Source organism: Streptomyces sp. CNH287 (assembly GCF_000424825.1).
In genome coordinates, this window is sequence record NZ_AUKQ01000016.1 from 86,669 (window position 1) to 106,724 (window position 20,056).

Consider the following 20,056-nt stretch of genomic DNA (forward strand, 5'->3'; position numbering starts at 1 on the left):
CCGAGGAGAACCGCGATGCCCCCCGCAGCCCGCACCGGCGACACCACCGTCCACGGCGGCGCTCTCACCACCCCGCCCCCCGGCTCCCTCCCCCGGGTGTCCACGGTGCTGATCGGCGGACGTCCCGCCGCCGTCGTGGGGAGCCTGCACGTCTGCCCCATGCCCCCGCACGCGGCGCTCGGCCCGGCCAACGTCGTCCTGCCCTCGCCCGGCGGCGCGGCGTCCGGCCAGGTCCTGATCGGCGGGCTGCCCGCGGCCCGGATGGGCGACCGGACGGCCTGCGGGGCCGTCATCCTCACCGGCGCGCCGAACGTGCTGATCGGGGGCGCGCTGTGACCGACCGGTTCGTCGGCCGGGGCTGGGCCTTCCCGCTGCGGGTGTCCGCCACCGGGGGGATCGGCATGGTCGAGCGCGACCGCGAACTCGAGGAGGCCATCCGCCTGGTGCTGGGCACCGCGCCGGGAGAGCGGCCGATGCGCCCGGAGTTCGGCTGCGGCATCCACGCCTACGTCTTCGCGCCGGGCGACGGCGCCACCGCGGGCCGCATCGCCCACGAGGTGCGGACGGCCCTGGAGCGCTGGGAGCCGCGCATCGAGGTGGACGACGTCGTGATCGCCTTCGACTCCGTCGAGGACGGGACGCTCTACATCGACGTGCACTACACCGTCCGCTCCACGAACGACCGCCGCAACCTCGTCTTTCCCTTCTACACGATCCCGTCGGCCGAGGGCGCCGCCGAAGACGGAGGAGTCAGCTGATGGCACTGCCCGCACCCCATCTGGACGACCGGCGGTTCCAGCAACTCGTCGACGAGGCCAAGCGGTACGTCCAGCAGCGGGCGCCCGAGTGGACGGACCACAACGTCTCCGACCCCGGGGTCACCCTCATCGAGACCTTCGCCTACATGGTCGACCAGCTCCTCTACCGCCTCAACCGGGTGCCGGACAAGAACTACACGGCCTTCCTCGACCTGCTGGGCGTGCGCCTCTTCCCGCCCGCCGCCGCCGCCGTCGAGGTCGACTTCCGGCTGTCCGCGCCGCAGCCGGAGACCGTCCTGCTCCGCGCGGGCACCCAGGTCGCCACGCCCCGCAGCGACACCGAGGAGGCGGTGGTCTTCACCACCGGCGAGGACCTGCCCATCGTGCCCAGCTCGCTGGAGAAGCTGGTCACGGCGCCGCACCAGGGCACCGCCACCGACGTGACCGGACGGCTCGCCGACGGCGCCGACGTGCCGTGCTTCCAGACCCGCCCCGCACCGGGTGACGCGCTGCTCTTCGGCCTCCCGGCCGCGGTACCGCGGTGCATCGTGGCCGTACGGCTGGACAGCCGGGTGGAGGGCGTCGGCGTCGATCCGCGGCAGCCGCCGCTGGTGTGGGAGGCGTGGGAGGGTGCCCGCTGGGTGGCGTGCGAGACCGCGTCCGACACGACCGGCGGCCTCAACCGGCCGGGCGAGATCGTCGTGTACGTCCCCGCCGCGCACACCGCCTCGGTGCTCGCGGGCACCCGGGCGGGCTGGCTGCGCTGCCGGGTCACCGAGCCGGAGCCGGGCCAGCCGTTCTACTCCGAGTCCCCCACCCTCCGCGAGGCCGAGGTGTTCACGATCGGCGGCACTGCCACCGCCGGGCACGCCGAGACGGTGCGGGACGTACCGCTCGGCGTCTCCGAGGGCGTCGCGGGGCAGCGGTTCTCGGTGGGCAGGGCGCCGGTCCTGCTGGACGGGGAGCCCCCGGTGGTCGAGGTCTCCGCCGGGGAGGGCTGGGAGACGTGGACCGCCGTGGAGCACTTCGGCGACTCGACGCCGCAGGACCGGCACGTCGTGATCGACGCCACGGCCGGGGAGTTCAGCCTGCCGCCCGCCGTACGCGAACCGGACGGGACGGTCCGCACCTACGGCGCCGTCCCGCCCAAGGGCGCCCGGCTGCGGGTGCCCAGCTACCGCACCGGCGGCGGCACCGCCGGGAACGTCGCGCGCGGGGCGATCTCCGTCCTCCAGAGTTCGGTGCCCTACATCGCCGCGGTGCACAACCGGGAGGCCGCGCGCGGCGGGGTGGACGGCGAGACGGTGGAGAACGCGAAGATGCGCGCGCCCCAGCTGCTGCGCCTCCAGGAGCGCGCGGTCACCGCCGAGGACCACGAGATCATCGCCCGCCAGGCCGCGCCCTCGGCCGCGCGGATCAGGTGCCTGCCGGCGGTGGCGGGCGAGGGCGGCGCCGTACGCGTCCTGGTGGTGCCCGAGGCGGTGGCCGACGAAGGCGACCGGCTGCGGTTCGAGCAGCTGATCCCGCCGGAGCGGATGCTGTCCGCGATCGCCGAACGCCTCGACGAGCGGCGGCTGATCGGCACCCGGCTGGTCGTGGAGCCGCCCGCCTACCAGGGCGTGACCGTGGTCGCCCGGCTGACGGCCCCCGCCGCCGAGGCCGACCGGGTGCGGGAGGCCGCGCTCGCCGCACTCTTCCGCCACCTCAACCCGCTGCGCGGCGGCACCGACGGCACGGGCTGGCCCTTCGGCAGGCCGGTGCAGTACGGCGAGGTCTTCGCCGTACTCCAGCGGATCGCCGGAGTCACGCTGGTGGAGGAGGTACGGCTCTTCCCCGCCGACCCGATCACCGGGCGGCGCGCGGCCCCCGCCGAGCGGGTCGACGTCGCACCCGACGCGCTGGTCTTCTCGCACCAGCACCAGGTGGTCGTCACGGCGGATGCCACCGGGGAGGCGCCGTGAGCCGGGCCGCCGTGGACGGGCTGCCCTCCCGGCACCCCATCGGCGAACTGCTGCCCGCGCTGTACGCGGACGACGATTTCGCGCAGCGGTTCACGGCCGGGCTGGACACGGTCCTCGCGCCGGTCTTCCACACCCTCGACAACCTGCCCGCCTACCTCGACCCGCGCCTGACGCCCGCCGACTTCCTCAGCTGGCTGGCGAGTTGGGTCGGCGTACGGGCCGACCCGGCACCGGGCCCCGGCAGGGCGGAGGCCGGGGCGGCCGGTGCGGGGGCGGCCGGGGAGCCCGCGCGGGCGGCCGTCGCGCACGCGGTGGAACTGCACCGCTGGCGCGGCACCCGGCACGGGCTGCGGGAACTGCTGCGGCTGAGCGCCGGCGCGGACGCGGAGATCCTCGACGGCGGCGGCGTGTCCTGGTCCACGACGGCGGGCTCCGCGCTGCCGCCCGCACCGGCGGCGGAAGTGGTGGTGCGGGTGTGGCCCGCACAGGGCCGCGTGTGGGACGAGGCGCGGGTGCGGGCGGTCGTCGAGGCGGTGTGCCCGGTCCATCTCAGCTGCCGGGTGGAGATCCTGCCGGGCCCACCCGGCGGAGAGGAGAGCTGACCCCATGCGCTCATGTCCCGAGTGCGGCACGGCCAATGGCGACGCCGACGACTTCTGCGGGAACTGCGGGACCTATCTGGGCTGGTCCGAGCCCGCGTCGCCGGGAGCGGGTACGACGCCGCCGCCTGCGCCTGCGTCACCGCCCGTGCCACCGCTCGCGTCACCGCCCGTACGGCCGCCGGACACCGGCACCGGCGAGCCGCAGGCCCCCGACCCTGCCCCCGTACCCGCCCCCACACCGCCCGCACCCGCTCCGCCCCCGGCGGCCCCTCCCGTGGCACCCGTCCAGCCCGCCAAGCCGGTCACCGCGCGGCCGGTCGTACGGCAGTCCGCAACGGACGACGACGCCCTGGACGGCCCGCCGTGCCCCTCCTGCCGTACCACCAACCCGCCCGGCCGCCGCTTCTGCCGCCGCTGCGCGGCGCCGCTCGACACGCCCGACACGGTGGCGGAGCTGCCCTGGTGGCGCAGGCAGTGGCCCTTTCGGCGGCGGGTGGGCAACGGCGGCTCGGGCGACGCGCTCCGCCGGAGCGTCGTGCTGGTCCTGCTGATCGCCGTCCTGATCACCGGATTCCTGCTGCTGCCGTTCGGCCGCAAGGCGTTCGAGGACGTCCGGGACAAGCTCGGCAAGCCACGGCAGCTCACCCCGACCAGCGTCTCGGCGAGCGCCGAGGTCGCGAAGCACCCCGCGAGCGCCCTCACGGACGGCCTGACGAACCGCTACTGGGGCGTGCCCCGCGTCGGCGAGTCCGCGACGTTCACCTTCCGCTCCCCGTTCCGGCTGGTCAGCCTCGTCGTGCACACCGGCGCCTCGGCCAAGGCGCAGGACTTCCGCCGCCAGGCGCGGCCCACCGACATCGACCTGCTGATCACCGACAAGGACGGCGAAGTACACCGCAAGGAGGTGACCCTCAACGACAAGCCGGGCGAGCAGACGGTCAACACGGGCATCAGCGACGTGGTCAAGATCCGCCTCGTCCTCCGTAAGGCCTCCGGCGAGGCCCCGGGCCGCCATCTCGCCCTGGGCGAGGTCGAGTTCTTCAAGCGCGGCTGACTCGGGATGATGCGCGGTGGCGGAACCCTCCCCGGCCCGGCCGCGTCAGAGGGAGGCCGCGACGTCGCCGTGCCATCTGGAGTCCCCATGCGTATCAGGGCACCGCGTACGGCAGGCCGGCTCGCGGTGCGGGGGCTTGTCCTGGCCCTGCTGATCGCGGTCCTGAGCGCCGGCTTTGGCTGCGGCGGCCAGCGGGAGGGCGAGGAGCCCGGCACCGACGCGGAGAAGCTGACGCACCGCGCCCGCCAGGTCGCTGCGGCCTGGCACGGCTCGCCCGCATCCGCCGCATGGCGCGCGGGTTACCACCCCATGGGCGACGTGGTCCAGCCCCCACGCGGCGGCCTGCGCAGCACAGCCGACGAACGGGCCTACGCCGAGCGCGACTTCGACCTGCGCGCAGAACTGCCCGCCACCTCGCCCGAGCACGGCCGGGTGACCTGGGCCGGGGGTGACACGCTCACCCGGCCGCTTGCGGGCGCGGCCGAGTCGTACGAGGCCCTCTCCGGCCGCCGTACCGGAACGAGTCCCCGCCTCGCGGTGACCGGCGTGCGGTTGGGCGAGATGACGCTCGCCACCAGCCGTGGCCCGGCAGCCGTCCCCGCCTGGCTGTTCACCCTGGAGGGCTACGACACTCCGCTGAAGCAGGCCGCCGCCACACCCTCGCCACTCCCCCGGCCACCGATCGGGCGAGCCCGTGACATCCCCTGGCATCCGCTGCACCACGTGAGCCGGATCGCCGCGGACGGGCGCTCGGTGACCGTCCTGGCCGGGCACGGCGCCTGCGACGAAGGCCCGGTGGTCGAAGTGCTGGAGGCACGCGGCACGGTGGTGCTCGCCGCCTCCGTCAAGCACGGCGAGCACGAGGGGCACTGCACCAAACAGGAAAAGCTGCGGCAGCTGACCGTCCCGCTGGCCCGCCCCCTGGCCGACCGCATCCTGCTCGACGCCCACACCGGCCGCCCCCTCCCCTACCGACCCCCGCACGGCCCCACCCCGACCTGGACCACCTGACCCGGCCCAACTCCTCCCCTCCGCAGCACCCCACCAGCGCTGCGAAAGGCACGAGGACTCGGGCCACAGGGCACTACCGGCGCATAACATCGTTGCCATGACTGACTTCGTGCAGGTGTCGACAGCCACCGCAACCCGCCAACAGGCGGTCGAACTGGCCCGGTCCACCGTGGGTGGCCGCCTCGCAGCCGGAGCCCAGATCATCGGACCTGTGACCTCGGTCTTCTGGCACCTCGGAGAGTTCGGCGAGGGCGAGGAGTGGCAGCTTCTGCTGAAGACGAGCCTCGCACGATATCCAGCCCTTGAGGAGCACCTCCTCGAACACCACCCGTGGGACAACCCCGAGGTGTCCGCCGTACCGATCGCGGCTGCGGCGGAGCGGTGCCTTCAGTGGATCAGCGACACGATCGAACCTGATCGATCCGCTTAGACCCCGGCTTTCTCCAGAGCAACGCGAACCGTTGCCACACCTCGGTGCTGCCCCAGTTGTCGCAGCACCGGGGCGAGTCGTTGTCGGGGCCGCACTGATGCAACGCCGGTGGCCAAATCCAGCGCCCGTGCGGTGACGACACCGGCCTGCTCCACCTCGCCAGCGGCCAAGTAGGCAGCAGCCAACCAGGTCAGGTAGAGCGACTTATCTCGTGCATGGGTGTCGTCGTACCGTGAGAGTGCGTCCTCCAGCACGGGCACAGCCCGCAGCGGTCGACGCAACTCCGTCCAACAGCGACCCGACATAATGTCCAGCTCGGTCCGGTCGACCCACGCGGCCCAGTCCGGCGGCTGCTCGTACCCGGTCGCCTCGTCCAGAGCCGCGTACGCGTCATCGAGTGCCCGCTCCGTCTCGTGGGTCTGCCCGGATGCGGCGCACGCCCAAGCCCTCCGCTCTTGCAGCAGTGCCCGAACTCGCGACGGTGTCTCGGCGTCAATGGTTTCGCAGGAGCGGGCAGCGATCTGGACGGCGCCTGATCGGTCACCCGCAATAGCCTGATAGGCAAGAAATGCCAGCGCATTCCCGGCGAGACAGCTAGCGTTCGCTTCTACGGCAGTCGAGTAGCTTTCTTTGTAGAGGCTGACAGCGTCAGACTCCCAGCCAGCATCGAACGCCGCCCAACCGGCCTGCTGAGCCTGTTCGGCAAGGACGGAGAACAGTCCGCGTTCCGCACCCTCGGTGTAAGCAGCCGTCCGCAGCAGGGCCTTGGTGTGTTGATACTCCCTCAGGTACACACGGTAGGTGTCGGCACCGCCGAGAATGTTGTCGAGTCGTCGCAGTCGTGCCGTGCGCTCCCTCAAGGTCTCCACCGCCGAAGCCCCAACGCGCTGCGGGGCGACCGGGTTGACGAGGGCAGGCAACGCCACAGCGAGTCCCGTCTCCACGAAAGTCCGACGTCGCACGTGATCTCCGTTCTGTGCACCGTTGTTGGGTGCACCCAGAGTGCTTCGGTCCTTCTCCACCTCCCACGGTCGAGAAGCAAGGCCGATCATGTATCCGGGGACGCGCAAGGCGTCTGCGATGCACACGACCTTGTCGAACGAGGTGACCTTGCCTTGCCCTCGGGCAAGTGTCCCCACGCGTTCCGGCTTGATGTCGCACTCCGCTGCGATCTTCGAGTAGCTGATGCCAGCACGCTTCCGCGCCAGGCGAAAGACCATCCCGAAGTCGTGCGTCTCAAGCGCAGCACGCATCTCCTCATCAACGAGGAGATACCGAGGCAGGGCGGTAGGTGGCTCGTATTCGATCACGCCATCACCCTTCCTGCCGACGCAAGCCTGCTGGGGCAACTTCCCGAAATCCTACCCATCGTGGGTATACCCGCGGGCGGGTAGCAGTCTGCCGCCCACAGATCGACTCTGGGAGCCAGTCAGCCCCGGGGCCACATTGGAGGCCACCGGGGCAGGGATGACTTCCAAGGAGCCGACGGTGACAATGCGATCGCAGCACGACACGGCTGGGCGGCTGACCGTACCGGGTGAAATGCCACGCGGCGTGGAATCGCAGGTACAAGCCACCGGCACCCCGCCCGATGCGGTTGTGGTGCGGGCGGTGATAGAGCGGGCGCGGGTGGCGTTGGCTGATCCGGGGCGGCCGGATCTGGCGTTGCTGGAGGCGGAGTTGCGTGTGCACGCGTCCGCGCTGCTCGCGGCGGCGGAGGCGGCAGCGGCGGCGGAGGATTTGTGGCGCGGCTCGCTGGTGTGGTGGCAGAAGCGGTCCCGGCTGGACATGGTGCGGCACACGTTGGAGTGGCCGCCCGCGACCACACCGGTGATCGCGCACGCGCATGTCTTCTTGCTGACCACCGACTGCGGTGTCCTGCTCAGGTTCCTCGAAGAGGAGGACGCGCGGTGACGCGGCGGCCCGAAGCCGTCGTGACGGCGCAGACCGTGCACATCGGGGACACCGTCCGCGTCTACGGCGCCCCACGCGTCGTACTCAACCTCCGCGCACTGCCCGGCGGAGACAAGTTGCTCTTCTTCGAAGGCGGCATCACCTACCGCCTCCTGGTCAACGTCCCCCTGGACAGCCCCGCACCACCAGCCGCAGAGCCCCCACGCCAGTGGCACTGCACCCCCGACCACCGACCGGACGCCGAACCCGTCACCCACGCCATGCAGTGCACCATCTGCGCCAAAACCTCCGCCGCCTACACCGACTTCACCGCCGCCCAACGCTGGGCCATGGAACACACCGGACGCCTCCCCACCCACACCACCTACCGCGAAATCATCCGCCGCCCCTGGCACACCACCCCCACCGAGCGGAAGACCCCATGACGGGAGTTGACGCGGGCGACCTCATCGAACCCGCCGGGCCCTGCTGCCTGTGCCGCGAACACGCGCCAGAACGCGTCGCTGCGGCCTACATCGAAAGCGGCTCCGGGCCAGCACGGACGAAACTCAGCTGCCTGCCATGCGCCCACACACTCCTGGCACACGGCGTAGGCCACCCCCTGGCTCGCCGACGACCTCACCACCATCGCCACCACACGCACCACCCCACACCCGCGACCCGCACCACCACCAACCACAGCGTGAAGATCCGCACAGAGCGCGTGGACCTGGACTGCGACTGCGGGCAGATCCACGGCGACGGCGAGGGCACCCGCATCTTCGGCGTACCTGCCTGGGCACTCTGCTTCGCCCTGGTGGTCGCCGCCGGGATAGCGCTGCTGGCATACGCCGCCACCCGCGGCTCGACCCGAAACGGGCTTGGGGCGAGTGCCGTTCCTGGGCTCATGACGTCACCCTTGGTACGGCGGTTGCGCGGCTGCAAGCGCGGTGCCGCCGACCCCCACCGCCCCGTGGGTCTGTGCGTCACCCGGGCAAGGGGTACTCCATCGTCACTCCGTCCAGGACGACGCCGTTGGGCATCGGCACACGGGTGCGGCCGGTCTCGCGGAAGCCGTAGGAGAGGTAGAGCTGCTCGCCCGGCAAGGTGGCCATCAGGACCAGGGAGCGGAAACCTTGCGCACGGGCCGCCTGAGCGCACCTGGTGAGGATCGCGCGCCCCAGGCCGCGGCGGGTCCAGGCGCCGTGGACGAACATCGCGCGGACCCGTGCGGGCTCCGTGGCCGGGTCCAGCGGGCGGTCGTCGGAGGCTCCGGGTCCGGAGCCGGTGTAGAGCTTGCCCCGTTTGCTCCAGCCGCCGCAGGCGACGATCTGCCCGTCGGCTTCGTGGACGAAGTAGGTTCCGTCGTCGATCAGGACCTGGTCGGGCTCGGTGAGGTAGCGGGCAGCGGCGGCCGTCTCGCGCTCGTCGTGGAATCGGGGGAACGCGTCGAGCACCGACTGCCGCATGAGCGCGGCAATCTCCGGCACGTCGGCCCTCACCGCGTGACGCAGCACTGGCGAACCCCCTTCCGGCAGCCCCCGCGAGAACAGCACGCCGCATACGGCGGGGCCGACGCGGAGCCTCTCCCGGGACGCGGACGTCCCTCCGGGACGTGCCCTCCCCGACTGAACAGCAACGGCGCCACGACCGCAAGAACACCACCGGGCGTCGCGGCGGGCGGCCGGGCGGCTCGCGCAGGTGGGTTGCCCTTCGGGGCGGGGAGGTGTGCCCTTGGGGGCCTGGACCGGGTGGGGGTGGGTCCCGTATAGCGGAGGGAGTCATCGCGGACCCGCCCGAAGGAGCCTCATGCACGCCAGGGACGATGCCAGGAAGCCGCAGGCCGCAGAGCCGGGGCGGGCGCGGTCACGTACGCGGGCGGGGCAGGAGGCGGTGCCGTCGCAGCGACTGCTCGCGTTGCAGCGCAGCGCGGGGAACGCCGCCGTCGTCCAGCAGTTACGCCGGGCCGGCCACCCCGGGGCGCAGGCAGTGCAGGCGGCGCAGGCGGCGCAGGCGGCGCAAGCGGCGCAGGTGGTGCAGCGGGAGGAGGAGGGCGCGCAGCGGCAGCGTTCCGCTGTCGAGGGCGTGTTGCGCGCGCCCGGCCGTCCGCTGGAGGAGGCGGTCCGTGCGGACATGGAGTCACGTCTCGGCGCGGACTTCTCCGACGTCCGCGTGCACGACGACGCGGCGGCGCGCGCCTCGGCCGCGGTGGCGGGCGCGCACGCGTACACCTCGGGCAGCCATGTCGTCGTCGGGGAGGGCGGTCTCGACCGGCACACTCTCGCGCACGAGTTGACGCACGTCATCCAGCAGCGGCGGGGTCCCGTGGCAGGCGCGGACAACGGTGCGGGGCTGCGGATCTCGGACCCGGCCGACCGGCACGAGCGTGCGGCGGAGGCCAACGCGCACCGGGTGCTGCGGGGTTCGGGGAGTCCGGAGCCCGTGCAGCGCCGGACGCCGCCCGGTGCCACGTCGGCGGCGGCGCCCGTGGTGCAGCGCCGCTGGGTGGAGGACGACGGGACGACACGCATCGAGGCCGACGACCCCGTCTTCACGCCGGACGGGGGCCGGGCCGGCACGGTGGAGGTGCACAACCTGCAAGGCGGCGTACTCCAGAACGGGCACAACCAGCCGACGGTCGATCCCGTCGGCTGGACGTCGCTGACCCGTGAAGGGCTACAGCTCACCGGGAAGATGCCCCCCGACGCCCACTACAACGCCGTGCGCATGCACCTGTGGAACGGCCGGCTCGGCGGCCCGGGGAACAACGTGCTCAACCTCGCTCCGGGACCGGCCACGGTCAACTCCACCATGTCCACCCAGGCGGAGGACAAGGTCAAGGCCCTGGTGGCGGCCGGCCGGTCGGTGTGGCTGCGCGCCCAGGTGGAGTACCAGAACGGCCCGGCGAACACCCTCGACCTGACCACCATCGTCCCGAACCGGATCTCCTTCTCGTGGGGCGTGGAGCAGTCGAGCGAGGGAGGATCGTGGTCGGCGCAGATCCCTCTGCCGGTCGATCCGCTCGACGCCCAGCAGCAGCAGGCCTACAGCACGATGCAGGACACCCCCGCCAACCGGACGGCTCTGCTGGCGGAGCTCGCCAACCAGACCGACCAGGTCCGGATGAGGGCGTTGAGCCTCGTGCCGACAGTCGAACTGCAACGGGTCGTCATGGAAGCCCACCCCTTCCTCTTCCCGATGCAGTCGACGGTGGAGAAGGGGTTGTTCCTGGGCTTCCTCCCCAGTGCGCAGGACCGGGACGCCTTCCGAGCGCTGGTCATCCCGGCCTACGAAGACTTGCTCCCGCACTGCCTCATCCCGCTGGCCACGGCGGGCAACCCTCAGGAGGCCCGCCGCGTCTTCACCCAGCAGACCCCGCAGGTACGACGGGACCTGCTCGTCCGCTGCCCGTCCGACGAGCGCCACCGGCTGCTGCGTACTCTCGGCCAGGACGCCGACGGGCTCGCCAAGGCGGACCCCTTGCTCTTCGGGTACTACCCCGACGAGGAGAAGGTCCGGCTCGCCAGGGAGATGTACAACGACGGTGTGCTGGGCCAGTTCCTGACGCATAAGGATATGAGCGGTCCGGACCAGGTACGGATGCTGCACGGCTGGGCCTCCGTCGAGCGTCCGGGTGACCCGGGCGGGTTCGTTGCCGCACTGGTCGCGCTGGACGCGGAGTTCCGCAACAAGTACGCGGTGTGGGCGCAGAGGCAGAGCGCCTCGGTGGCGTTCCATGCGGAACGGCCGAAGCGAGGCGCAGGCGTGTAACGGTCCCGGTCCCCCGGCCCGCCGCCCCCGAACGGAAGGCAGGACATGTCCGGCGCATTCACCGAACGGCTCGCGGCGCGCATCAGTGAGCTGCGTACGACGCCCGGCTTCACCGTCAAAGAAGCGGAGGTGCGTGCCCCGGCCGGGTCGCGCGTCATCGACGCCGTCCGCTCGCGGGTCGGCGGACGGCTGCCGGAAGGCGTCCCGGAGTTCTACGGGGAGGCGGACGGCTTCCGGCTGGCCTGGGAGTACGCGGACCCGCAGGCGGGCGGTGGGGTGACCGCTTCGGGCACCGTCGACGTGCTGCCGCTGGAGGACGTGTTCGGCGACTGGGAGGGCGCCGTCTGGTTCGCAGGGCTGGAGGGCGGGGAGAGATTCAAATCCGTCAAACCCTTCGACCTGTACATCCCCGAGTCCTGTGCCGCCTTCCGCCTGGGGGCCGGAGGTGTCCCGGAGGACTCGGTCCACCTGCACACCCTCGGTGAGGACCTGACCGAACTGCCGCTGTCCTTCGCGGAGTACCTCGACGAGACGCTGAACTCCTGCGGCTACCTCGGCTGGCACACGGCGCTGCGCACCCCCGGCAGCCGGCGGACGTCCGAGCCCCCCGCGCTCGCCCGTATGCGCGAGATCGTGCCGGGCTTCGCCGACCGCCGGTTCCGCTAGAGCGTGCCCGCAGCGGGCGCCGCCGGTGCGCGCAGGACGCTGCGGACGCGCAGCCAGGTGGCCGCCGCCTTGCACGCGGAGCCCGCGCACAGGCCCCAGGCCGCGCCCGTGATGCCGCCCCAGGCGTAGCCCGTCAGCAGGGCGCAGACCGAGAGCGCGGAGAAGACGAGTTGGAGGGGCAGCGTGGTGCGGGGGCGCAGGACGCGGAGGGTGAGGAGGCCGCAGGTGCCCAGCGCCATCACCGCGTACTGGCTGCCGGTGGCGGGCAGCAGCGCGGAGGCGGCCGTCCAGGTGTCGCCCAGCAGCATGCGGCCGAAGCGGTCCGGGAGGAGCACGAGGACGGTCGCCCAGAGCGCGGCGACCGCGGCCAGTACGCCGCCCGCCGCCGCGGCCGTGCGGGCCGTGCGGCGCGGGTCGGCGTCGCCGCCCCCGCCCCGGTGGAGCAGGGGCGGGCCGAAGCCGGTGGCCGCGTTGTAGAGGACGTTCATCGGCCCGAAGAGGGTGGTCGCACCGCGCAGCGCGCCCACCGCCAGCGGGGTGGCCCACAGGCCGAGTCCGATGACGGCCAGTTGGGTACCGGCGTTGCCGACGGCGAACTCGACGGCGAAGCGCCCGCCCAGGTGGCGGCGGTGCGGGAGGCGGCGGGTGCCCGGCGCGCCCGCGCGGCGCGGCGCGAGCGGGGCGAGCAGCAGCAGGCCCGCCGCCAGCGCGGGCAGCGTGGCGAGCCCCCACACCAGGATCAGCCGGTCCGCGCCCGCGCCGCGCGGCTGGACGGTCAGCAGCGGCAGAACGGCGGCGAGCCGCAGCAGGTCGGCCGCGAGGGCGCGGTGCGGTCGGCCCAGGGTGGCGAAGGCGTACCGCAGGCAGTCCTGGGTGAGGGCCAGGGGCAGCACGGCGGCCAACGCGGCGAGCGCCCGGGCCAGTTCGCCGTGCAGGCCGGTGGTGAGCCAGAGCGCGGCCAGGGCCAGGGCGCCCAGCGCGGACGAGGCGCAGGCGGTGAAGGCGACCGCCGACCGGCAGGCGCCGCCCACCTGCCGCCGCTCGCCGCGCTCCAGCACCAGCGCCTGGCCGACGTACGCCGTGCACAGGCCCAGGGCGACGGCGAAGACCGTGTAGACGACGGAGAAGACGGCGAACGAGGCGGCTGTGGACTGCCGGGCGGCGACCACCAGGACCGCGATGTTGGTGAGCGCCGCCACCCCCTGGTCGGCGACGGAGGCGAGCAGGGCGGGGCGGGCACGGGTACGGGCGGGGCCGCCGGGGGTGCCGGTGCGGGGAGGCGGTGCGGTCACGAACGCGGGGTGTGCTCTTCGAGGTCGGCCGGATCGACGATGCGCAGCCCGACGGTCTCGGAGCCGACGTCGCGGTGCGGCACGCGGGGCCGGTCCCAGTCGGCGGGGCCGCCTTCGCCGGGCGGCAGGTCCGGGTCGCCGCGCCGGCGGCCCTTGCGCCCCTGCCCGCCGGCGCCACCGCCACCAGCGCCGCCGCGCGTGGACCCCGTGCCGTTACCGTGCAGGACGGCGCCCAGCAGGGTGCCCCCGGCTCCCACGACCAGTTCTCTTATCCGGCTCAGGTCGTCCCGTCGCACCTCGCGGGGGTCGCAGACGACGAGCACGCCGTCCACCCGGTCGGTCAGCGCGATGGCGTCGGCGTAGGAGAGGACAGCGGGGGCGAGGACGACGACCACCGCGTTGCGGGCGTCGGCCTGGCTTATCAGCTGCGTCGCGGCGGGCGAGGTCAGCGCGCGCGGCACGTTGCGCACCCGGCGGCCGGGCACGAGGTCGAAGACCCCCGACTCGCCCGCGTCGATGGGCACGCGGCGGCCCGTCGGCCAGCCGCCCAGGCCCTGTTCGGGTGCGCGGGCCCAGCCGGGGCGTACGCCGTCGGCGTGGTGCAGCGCCTCGTTGAGACTGGGGGTGCGCAGGTCCGCCTCGATGAGAAGCACGTCCTTGCCCATCTCGGCGAAGGAGGCGGAGAGGCTGACGGAGGCGGCCAGCGCCGTCTCGATGCTGCCGCGCGGTGCGACGACCAGCAGCCGTCGGCGCTGGGCGAACTGCTCGTCGTAGGCGAGCCGGAAGGCCACGGAGCGGTACTCCTCGGCCAGCCGCCCCTCCGCCAGCAGCACCCCGGCACGGCCGCGCCGACCGCGCGGCAGGGTGCCCAGCACGGGTGCGCGCAGCGCGCGTACGACGTCGCCGGAGGAGCGGACGGTCGGGTCGAAGACCAGCCGCACCCAGGCGGCGAGCAGCCCGAGACCGATGCCGACGGCGGCGCCCAGGCCCAGCAGCAGGAACAGCCCGGGCCCGGCGGGCGAGTCGGGCGGGGTGGCGGCCGAGACGACGGTGCCGGGGGTGGTGTCGAGCGCCTCGAGCTTGCTGATGTCGCTCTGGATCTCGGCGATGCGGCCCAGCAGGGAGGTGTGCGCGGCGACGGCGGAGTCCAGGGCGCGGCCGTCGGGCAGTTCGGCGATCTCGGCGGCCAGCCGGTCGCGTTCCTCCGCCAGCGGGGCGCGCTGCTCCTTGTAGGCGATGACGGTGTTGACGATGAACCGGTCGGTGTCCTTCTGTCGGTGGTCCAGGTACGCCTGGGCGAAGGCGTTGGCCCGCTCGGCCGCCGTCCTGGGGCTGTCGGCGGTGTAGGCGAAGCGCAGCACCACGGTGTTGGGCGGGTTGGTGACCTGGAGGTCCCGGGAGAGCGGGACGGCCCGGCCGGGTGTGCCCAGCTCCTTGGCGGCGCGCTCGGCGACGACGCGGCTGAGCGCGGTGCGGCGCTCCGAGCCCATGCTGAGGTCGGCCTTGGCGCCGCCGGAGTCGGACAGCGGGTCGACGGTGGTGGAGCGCAGGGTCACCTCGCTGGAGGCGTCGTAGGAGTCGCCGCCGGAGATGCCGAGCCAGCCGCCGCCGAGCACGCCCAGCAGGAGCCCGAGCACGATGAGCGCGCGGTAGCGCAGGAGTTGCCGGAACTGCTCGCGGAGCAGGTCGGGTTCGTCGTACGGGTGAGTGCCACGGCTGTCCTCCCGTACGCTTCCGCCGCCTCCTGAGCCGGAGCCGCCTCCGCTCCCGCCGCCTGCACCGCCGTCCCTCATGCCGTGGCCCCCCTTCGCGCGGTGTGCTCCGCCAGTGCCTCGTCCAGCAGGCCGGTGATCCGTGCGAGCCCGGCACCTCGGCCCAGCCGGGCCTGCGCGTAGGCGGTGCCCCGCGCTCCCAGGGCCGCCGCGGCGGCCGGGTCCGCGGCCAGCGCGCGGGTCGCGGCGGCCAGCGCGGGCGCGTCCTCCGGTGGCACCAGCCGGCCAGCGCCGGAGCGCCGTACCTCCTGTGCGGTGCCGCCCCCGTCGGCGACGGCGGCGACCACGGGGCGCCCGGCCGCGAAGTAGGAGGTGAGTTTGGAGGGCACGCTCATGTCGAGCACGGCGGCCCGCTGGGTGACGGCCAGCACGTCGGCGGCGGCCAGCACGTCGGGGAAGTCGGCCTCGTCGGCGGGCGGCAGGAACTCCACGTTGGCGACGGGGGCGGCCAGGGCGCGCAGCCGCCGGTGCTGGTTGCCGTCGCCCATGAGCACCACGCGCAGCCTGGGGTCGAGCCGGGCGGTCTCGATCAGCACCTCGAGCCCCTGTTTGAGGCCCATGTTGCCGGAGTGCAGGACGACCGTCCGCCCGTCCGTCCAGCCGAGCCGGGCGCGGGTCTTCTCACGCGGCGCCGAAGGGGGCGCGACGTGCGACCAGTTGGGGACGAGCCGGATGCGCGCGCGGGGCACGCCCATGGCCGCCACGCGGTCGACGAAACTCTCGTGGATGACCCCGGTCAGCGTGGCGGCGCGCAGCACCCGGCGCTCGACGGCGGCGGCGAGCGCCGCGGCGCGGTCACCGCCGCGGATGCCGCTCTGCGCGGCGGCGGCGCCCATCAGGTCCTGCACGACGGGCAGGAAGGGCACGCCGTGGCGGCGGGCGAGGCGGGCGCCGAGCAGACCGCCCGCGAGGCTGGGCAGCTGGGCGAGTACGGCGTGCGGGGGGCCGCCGGGGAGCCGGGGCGGCACGAGCAGGCCGTGGGCGAGGATGGACGCCTCGTAGAGCGCGCGGCGTGCGGCCGTCTGCCGGGGCGGGACGGTGTGGCGCCTGCGGTGCACCCGCACTCCGGCGCGCAGTTCGGCCGCGCGCCACCGGCCCCGGTAGGCGGGGTCGACGCGCCAGGAGGGGTAGTGGGGCATGCCGGTGAGCACGTCGACCTCGGTGGCCGGATCGGCCGCCCAGTGCTCGGCGATCTGGGCGGCGTACGGGCCGATCCCGGCCTGCTCCGGCGCGTAGTTGGTGGAAACCAGCAGTAAACGCCGTAACGGCTGCGCGGACACCTTCGCCCCCTCCCCCTCGATACCCTCGCTGTCCCCGATCAGGCACCTTAGCGGCTTCGGGCACACCGTCCACACAAGTTGCCCCGGTCCTCTCCGTGTTGTGGTTGGATCGGCGCCAACGCCCGGTTCGTCGCTCCCAGTTGTACGACGGGACGCGGCCGGGGTCCGCCGAGTTCGCCGAGTTCCGTGGGGGGATCGCGAATGAGTCAGTACGTGGGGTACGCGCCGGGGGCGTACGACCTCTTCCACGTCGGGCACCTGAATCTGCTGCGGCACGCCCGGGACCGCTGCGACCACCTGGTGGCCGGGGTGGTCTCGGACGAGCTGGCGGAGCGGGCGAAGGGGCGTCCGCCGGTGGTGCCGCTGGTGGAGCGGCTGGAGATCGTGCGCAGCATCCGCTTCGTGGACGCCGCCTTCGTCGAGACGGTGCCGGACAAGCTGGAGACCTGGCGGCAGGTGCGTTTCGACGTGCTGTTCAAGGGCGACGACTGGCGGGGCACAGCGAAGGGCGAGCGGCTGGAGGCCGACTTCCGCACGGTCGGCGTGGAGATCGTCTACTTCCCGTACACGGTGCACACCTCCAGCACCCAGCTGCGCCGCGCGCTGGACGCGCTGGCGCCGCCGCCGGGCGCCTCGCGGGTCAGCCCGCGCCCAGGGCGGACAGCTCCCGGAACCACTTGACCAGGAACGCGGCCAGGAAGAGCGCGTGCGCGGCGAAGAAGGCCAGATAGCCGCCGAGGAAGGCCGCTTCGCTGCCCAGCAGCAGGAAGACGGCGCACAGGACACCGTAGTCGACGGGCAGCAGGGCGACGGCGCGCAGCCGGGAGGGCGGCGGCGCGCCCTGCTGGGCGGGGGCGCGGGGCTTGAGCTTGTCGGCGAGCAGCCCGCCGAAGAAGATCAGCACCGCGGCGGACTGGAACGCCAGCGGCAGCAGCAGCCAGCCCGCGCCGGGCAGTTCGAAGAACCGGTGGAAGGAGATGAGCACCGCGGCATGCAGTGCGGTGATCTTGGCGCAGTCCACCACGTGGTCCAGCCACTCCCCCGCCGCGCTGCTCTCGCCCCGCAGCCGGGCCAGCTGCCCGTCCGCCGAGTCGAGGGCGAAGCCGACCGCGAGGGCCGCGTACACCCACAGCGCCAGCGGCCAGGAGGGGGCGACGAGGGCGAGGGCGGCGATTCCGGCGAAGCTGCACGCCGCGCTGAGCAGCGTGACCTGGTTCGGGGTGAGCCGCAGGGTGTGTGCCGCCGCCGCCAGGACGCGCCCGGCGGGCCGGTTGAGATGCCGGGAGTAGAGCGAGACCCCCTTGGCCGTCTTCTGCGCCGCGCGCAGTTCGCGCAGCGCCGCGCTGAACCTGCGCCGGTGTGCTCCCCGCGCCACCGAGCCCCCCTGTCCGCCCGCCCCCGATCCGCCGCATGATGCCACACCCGCCCGCGCGCTGCCCGCCGTACGCCGCCCCGCCGGCCGGGTGTGGCACCGGGCGCCCGGGCGCCGCCGCGCAGCGGTAGGGTTTCGAATCCCGGAAGGCCGTGTGGGAGGACGCAGGATGAGAGCCCGGTTGCTGGCGGCGACGACGATCCCTGCGGTGCTGGCCCTGACGCTGTCGGGATGCATGACCGTGCACGGGGAGACGGCCGTGATCCCGGCGGTCGGCGAGTCCGAGGCGCAGAAGGCCCTCGACAAGTTCACCGCGACGCACAACAAGTCCAGCCAGAACCTGGACGCGAAGCTCAACGCCACCGTCGAGGCCGGGGCGCTCGGCGCGATCGACCAGGCCGGCCTGAAGTCCCGCCGGAAGGTCGACGGGGAGAAGAACAAGGACCACACGCCGCTCAAGCTGACCGACCCGCGCTTCTTCATACCCGAGCAGGCGGGCTGGCCCAAGTCGTTCGTCGCCGACACCGCGAGCAGCGCCTCCGAGGGCAACCGCTGGCTGCTGGTCTTCCAGCGCGACAGCGCCGAAGCCGCCTGGAAGGCGACGTACCTCGCGGTGGTCCCCGAGGGCGAGGTGCCCGACTTCGCCGTCGACAAGGAGGGGTACGCCCAGGAGGTACCGGAGATCTCCGGCTCGAAGCTGGCCGTCCCGCCCGCCAAGCTCAGCCGGACCTACACCCGCTACCTCAAGGAGGGGGAGGGCGACTTCGCGCCGGGCACGCACACCAGCGTGCTGCGCGAGCAGCGGGAGAAGGCGGCGAAGCAGGAGGGCGTACGCACCGAGTGGGCCGATCTGCCCGCCAAGCCGCCGCAGTTCACGCCGTTCGGGCTACGGACGAAGAACGGCGGGGCGCTCGTCTTCTTCGCCTCGCACCACCAGACCAAGCAGACCGTCGCCAAGGGGTACTCGCCCAAGGTCAAGGACCCGTACGTCAAGGCGCTGATGACTGGCACGCCGAAGCAGTCGATCACCTACGTGCGGATGTCGTCCCAGGCGGTGACGGTGCCCGCCGCCAAGGACGGCGGGGACCTCGCCTTCGTCAGCCGCACCACCGGTCTGATCAGCGCGCGCGGCGAGTGAGCGCGGCGGGCAGCCGGGCCGCGCGCGGGCGCGCGGCCCGGCCCGACGGCGGTTTCCTAGCGGACGGGCCAGGGGGCCGCGCTGTCCTGGTCCGGCTGGCCACCGGCGTAGACCGCGCAGGCGTCCGTCAGCGGCTCCAGCAGCGTGAGCGGCTCGGGCAGCGCCTCGCCGGGCACCGGCGGCCGCAGCCAGCGCACCACCGCGTCCGCGCCGTCACCGGGCAGCCGCGCGGGTGGCACCGGCACGTAGCTGCCCCGGCAGTGCCAGCGCAGGCCCGGGTGCTCGTCCATCGTCTCCGGGTGGCAGTCCAGCTCGCACGGCCACCACTCGTCCTCGTCCTCCGGGGTGCCGCGGGTGGCGGTGAAGAAGAGCATCCGGTCACCGCCGGAGACGGCCACCGGCCCCGTCCCCGTGCCCTCCGCGTCGAACCGCTCCAGCGCCATCCGGCCCGCCTCGACCGGTACGTCCAGCACGTCGTGGTCGCGGCCGGTGGCGGTGATGAAGTTGGCCTCGGGCTCGCCGGCGGCCCAGCGCGTGATCTGGCCAGGGTCGGTGGTGGCCTGGGTCTGCCAGGCGAAGGAGACGGGATGCCTGCCGGGAGTCGGACACCCGATGCGTACGCAGGAGCAGCCGTAACCCTCGGGATACGCGGCGGGCGCCAGCGGGAAGCCGGCGCCGGCCGCCGCCAGCAGCAGATCCTCGCGGGCCTGCCCGCCGCCCGCCTCCGCGGCACCGCCGCCCGCGCCGGTACGGGCGCGCCGCCGCAGCCACTGGGAGAATCTGCCCTCGCGTTCCATCTACCGCCTCACTCTCGCGACCGGGGACCGTGGCGCCGCTCCTCCGGACGCTGATCCCGCGCTCCCGGATAGGTCGAGGGTACGCAGCGGCACGCGGGCACAGGGCCGAATCCGCGATCACGACCGCCGATCGCACCCACCCGGCACGGACACCGCACGCCCCGTCGCGGGCCACGCCGCGTTCACCTCGGGGATGACTCACCCCCATACTCCTCCCCTTCGCAGGTCGGCGCGCAGCGGGGGTGCGGCGCACGGTGGG

The 20,056-nt window shown here is 73.5% G+C and carries 20 protein-coding genes; 13 read left to right on the forward strand and 7 right to left on the reverse strand.

The window, feature by feature from the left end; genetic code table 11:
- Positions 1 to 15 precede the first annotated feature (15 nt).
- The 7 genes from H299_RS0117470 (at position 16) to cutA (ending at position 5,816) form a co-directional block, all read left to right on the forward strand.
- Positions 16 to 336, forward strand: a complete 321-nt coding sequence (locus H299_RS0117470) for a PAAR domain-containing protein (protein ID WP_027749446.1) — start codon at positions 16 to 18, stop codon at positions 334 to 336.
- Positions 333 to 758, forward strand: a complete 426-nt coding sequence (locus H299_RS0117475; protein ID WP_027749447.1) for a GPW/gp25 family protein — start codon at positions 333 to 335, stop codon at positions 756 to 758. The genes H299_RS0117470 and H299_RS0117475 overlap by 4 nt, the downstream gene beginning before the upstream one ends.
- The gene (locus H299_RS0117480; protein WP_027749448.1) at positions 758 to 2,719 is read left to right on the forward strand and encodes a putative baseplate assembly protein; all 1,962 of its coding nucleotides are present in this window, start codon (positions 758 to 760) and stop codon (positions 2,717 to 2,719) included. Before H299_RS0117475 ends, H299_RS0117480 begins: the two co-directional genes overlap by 1 nt.
- Positions 2,716 to 3,321 carry a phage tail protein gene (locus H299_RS0117485; RefSeq protein ID WP_027749449.1) on the forward strand — a complete coding sequence of 202 codons (606 nt, stop codon included), beginning with the start codon at positions 2,716 to 2,718 and terminating at the stop codon, positions 3,319 to 3,321. The genes H299_RS0117480 and H299_RS0117485 overlap by 4 nt, the downstream gene beginning before the upstream one ends.
- Positions 3,322 to 3,325: 4 nt before the next feature.
- Complete coding sequence (locus H299_RS34745; RefSeq protein WP_027749450.1) at positions 3,326 to 4,375, forward strand: zinc ribbon domain-containing protein; 1,050 nt, start codon at positions 3,326 to 3,328, stop codon at positions 4,373 to 4,375.
- An 87-nt stretch (positions 4,376 to 4,462) separates the two neighbouring features.
- A complete protein-coding gene (locus H299_RS0117495; protein ID WP_027749451.1) occupies positions 4,463 to 5,386 on the forward strand; it encodes a hypothetical protein in 924 nt (307 codons plus the stop codon).
- A 97-nt stretch (positions 5,387 to 5,483) separates the two neighbouring features.
- Positions 5,484 to 5,816: a divalent-cation tolerance protein CutA gene (gene cutA / locus H299_RS0117500; RefSeq protein WP_027749452.1), complete on the forward strand. Its 333-nt coding sequence runs from the start codon at positions 5,484 to 5,486 to the stop codon at positions 5,814 to 5,816.
- Here cutA and H299_RS0117505 read toward each other — a convergent pair.
- Positions 5,813 to 7,126 carry an NsdA family TPR-like regulatory protein gene (locus tag H299_RS0117505; protein WP_486587313.1) on the reverse strand — a complete coding sequence of 438 codons (1,314 nt, stop codon included), beginning with the start codon at positions 7,124 to 7,126 and terminating at the stop codon, positions 5,813 to 5,815. The two genes, cutA and H299_RS0117505, sit on opposite strands and share 4 nt — an antisense overlap.
- 178 nt (positions 7,127 to 7,304) lie before the next feature.
- On the opposite strand from H299_RS0117505, the gene H299_RS39185 reads away from it, so the two are divergent.
- Positions 7,305 to 7,730 carry a DUF6415 family natural product biosynthesis protein gene (locus tag H299_RS39185; RefSeq protein ID WP_158692341.1) on the forward strand — a complete coding sequence of 142 codons (426 nt, stop codon included), beginning with the start codon at positions 7,305 to 7,307 and terminating at the stop codon, positions 7,728 to 7,730.
- A complete protein-coding gene (locus tag H299_RS40500; RefSeq protein ID WP_486587314.1) occupies positions 7,727 to 8,155 on the forward strand; it encodes a DUF7848 domain-containing protein in 429 nt (142 codons plus the stop codon). The genes H299_RS39185 and H299_RS40500 overlap by 4 nt, the downstream gene beginning before the upstream one ends.
- 540 nt (positions 8,156 to 8,695) lie before the next feature.
- Here H299_RS40500 and H299_RS0117520 read toward each other — a convergent pair.
- Positions 8,696 to 9,199 carry a GNAT family N-acetyltransferase gene (locus H299_RS0117520; RefSeq protein ID WP_199782461.1) on the reverse strand — a complete coding sequence of 168 codons (504 nt, stop codon included), beginning with the start codon at positions 9,197 to 9,199 and terminating at the stop codon, positions 8,696 to 8,698.
- 319 nt (positions 9,200 to 9,518) lie between these two features.
- On the opposite strand from H299_RS0117520, the gene H299_RS39190 reads away from it, so the two are divergent.
- Positions 9,519 to 11,480 (forward strand): eCIS core domain-containing protein, encoded by a 1,962-nt coding sequence (locus tag H299_RS39190; RefSeq protein WP_106965813.1) that lies wholly within the window; start codon positions 9,519 to 9,521, stop codon positions 11,478 to 11,480.
- Positions 11,481 to 11,525: 45 nt separating this feature from the next.
- Positions 11,526 to 12,146: a hypothetical protein gene (locus tag H299_RS0117530; protein ID WP_027749456.1), complete on the forward strand. Its 621-nt coding sequence runs from the start codon at positions 11,526 to 11,528 to the stop codon at positions 12,144 to 12,146.
- Here H299_RS0117530 and H299_RS0117535 read toward each other — a convergent pair.
- The 3 genes from H299_RS0117535 to H299_RS0117545 are packed head-to-tail and all read right to left on the reverse strand — an operon-like array spanning position 12,143 to position 16,490.
- The gene (locus tag H299_RS0117535; RefSeq protein WP_051262576.1) at positions 12,143 to 13,438 is read right to left on the reverse strand and encodes a hypothetical protein; all 1,296 of its coding nucleotides are present in this window, start codon (positions 13,436 to 13,438) and stop codon (positions 12,143 to 12,145) included. The two genes, H299_RS0117530 and H299_RS0117535, sit on opposite strands and share 4 nt — an antisense overlap.
- The gene (locus H299_RS34760; RefSeq protein WP_486587315.1) at positions 13,435 to 15,231 is read right to left on the reverse strand and encodes a lipopolysaccharide biosynthesis protein; all 1,797 of its coding nucleotides are present in this window, start codon (positions 15,229 to 15,231) and stop codon (positions 13,435 to 13,437) included. Before H299_RS34760 ends, H299_RS0117535 begins: the two co-directional genes overlap by 4 nt.
- Positions 15,228 to 16,490, reverse strand: a complete 1,263-nt coding sequence (locus H299_RS0117545; protein WP_027749458.1) for a glycosyltransferase — start codon at positions 16,488 to 16,490, stop codon at positions 15,228 to 15,230. The genes H299_RS34760 and H299_RS0117545 overlap by 4 nt, the downstream gene beginning before the upstream one ends.
- 201 nt (positions 16,491 to 16,691) lie before the next feature.
- On the opposite strand from H299_RS0117545, the gene H299_RS0117550 reads away from it, so the two are divergent.
- Positions 16,692 to 17,171, forward strand: a complete 480-nt coding sequence (locus H299_RS0117550) for an adenylyltransferase/cytidyltransferase family protein (RefSeq protein ID WP_027749459.1) — start codon at positions 16,692 to 16,694, stop codon at positions 17,169 to 17,171.
- Here H299_RS0117550 and H299_RS0117555 read toward each other — a convergent pair.
- A complete protein-coding gene (locus H299_RS0117555) occupies positions 17,131 to 17,865 on the reverse strand; it encodes a CDP-alcohol phosphatidyltransferase family protein (protein WP_486587316.1) in 735 nt (244 codons plus the stop codon). The two genes, H299_RS0117550 and H299_RS0117555, sit on opposite strands and share 41 nt — an antisense overlap.
- Positions 17,866 to 18,031: 166 nt before the next feature.
- Here H299_RS0117555 and H299_RS0117560 point away from each other — a divergent pair, with 166 nt between their 5' ends.
- Positions 18,032 to 19,000: an SCO2278 family lipoprotein gene (locus H299_RS0117560; RefSeq protein ID WP_037759436.1), complete on the forward strand. Its 969-nt coding sequence runs from the start codon at positions 18,032 to 18,034 to the stop codon at positions 18,998 to 19,000.
- A 56-nt stretch (positions 19,001 to 19,056) separates the two neighbouring features.
- On the opposite strand, the gene H299_RS0117565 is transcribed toward H299_RS0117560, so the two are convergent.
- Positions 19,057 to 19,797: a bifunctional DNA primase/polymerase gene (locus tag H299_RS0117565; RefSeq protein ID WP_027749462.1), complete on the reverse strand. Its 741-nt coding sequence runs from the start codon at positions 19,795 to 19,797 to the stop codon at positions 19,057 to 19,059.
- Positions 19,798 to 20,056: the final 259 nt, after the last annotated feature.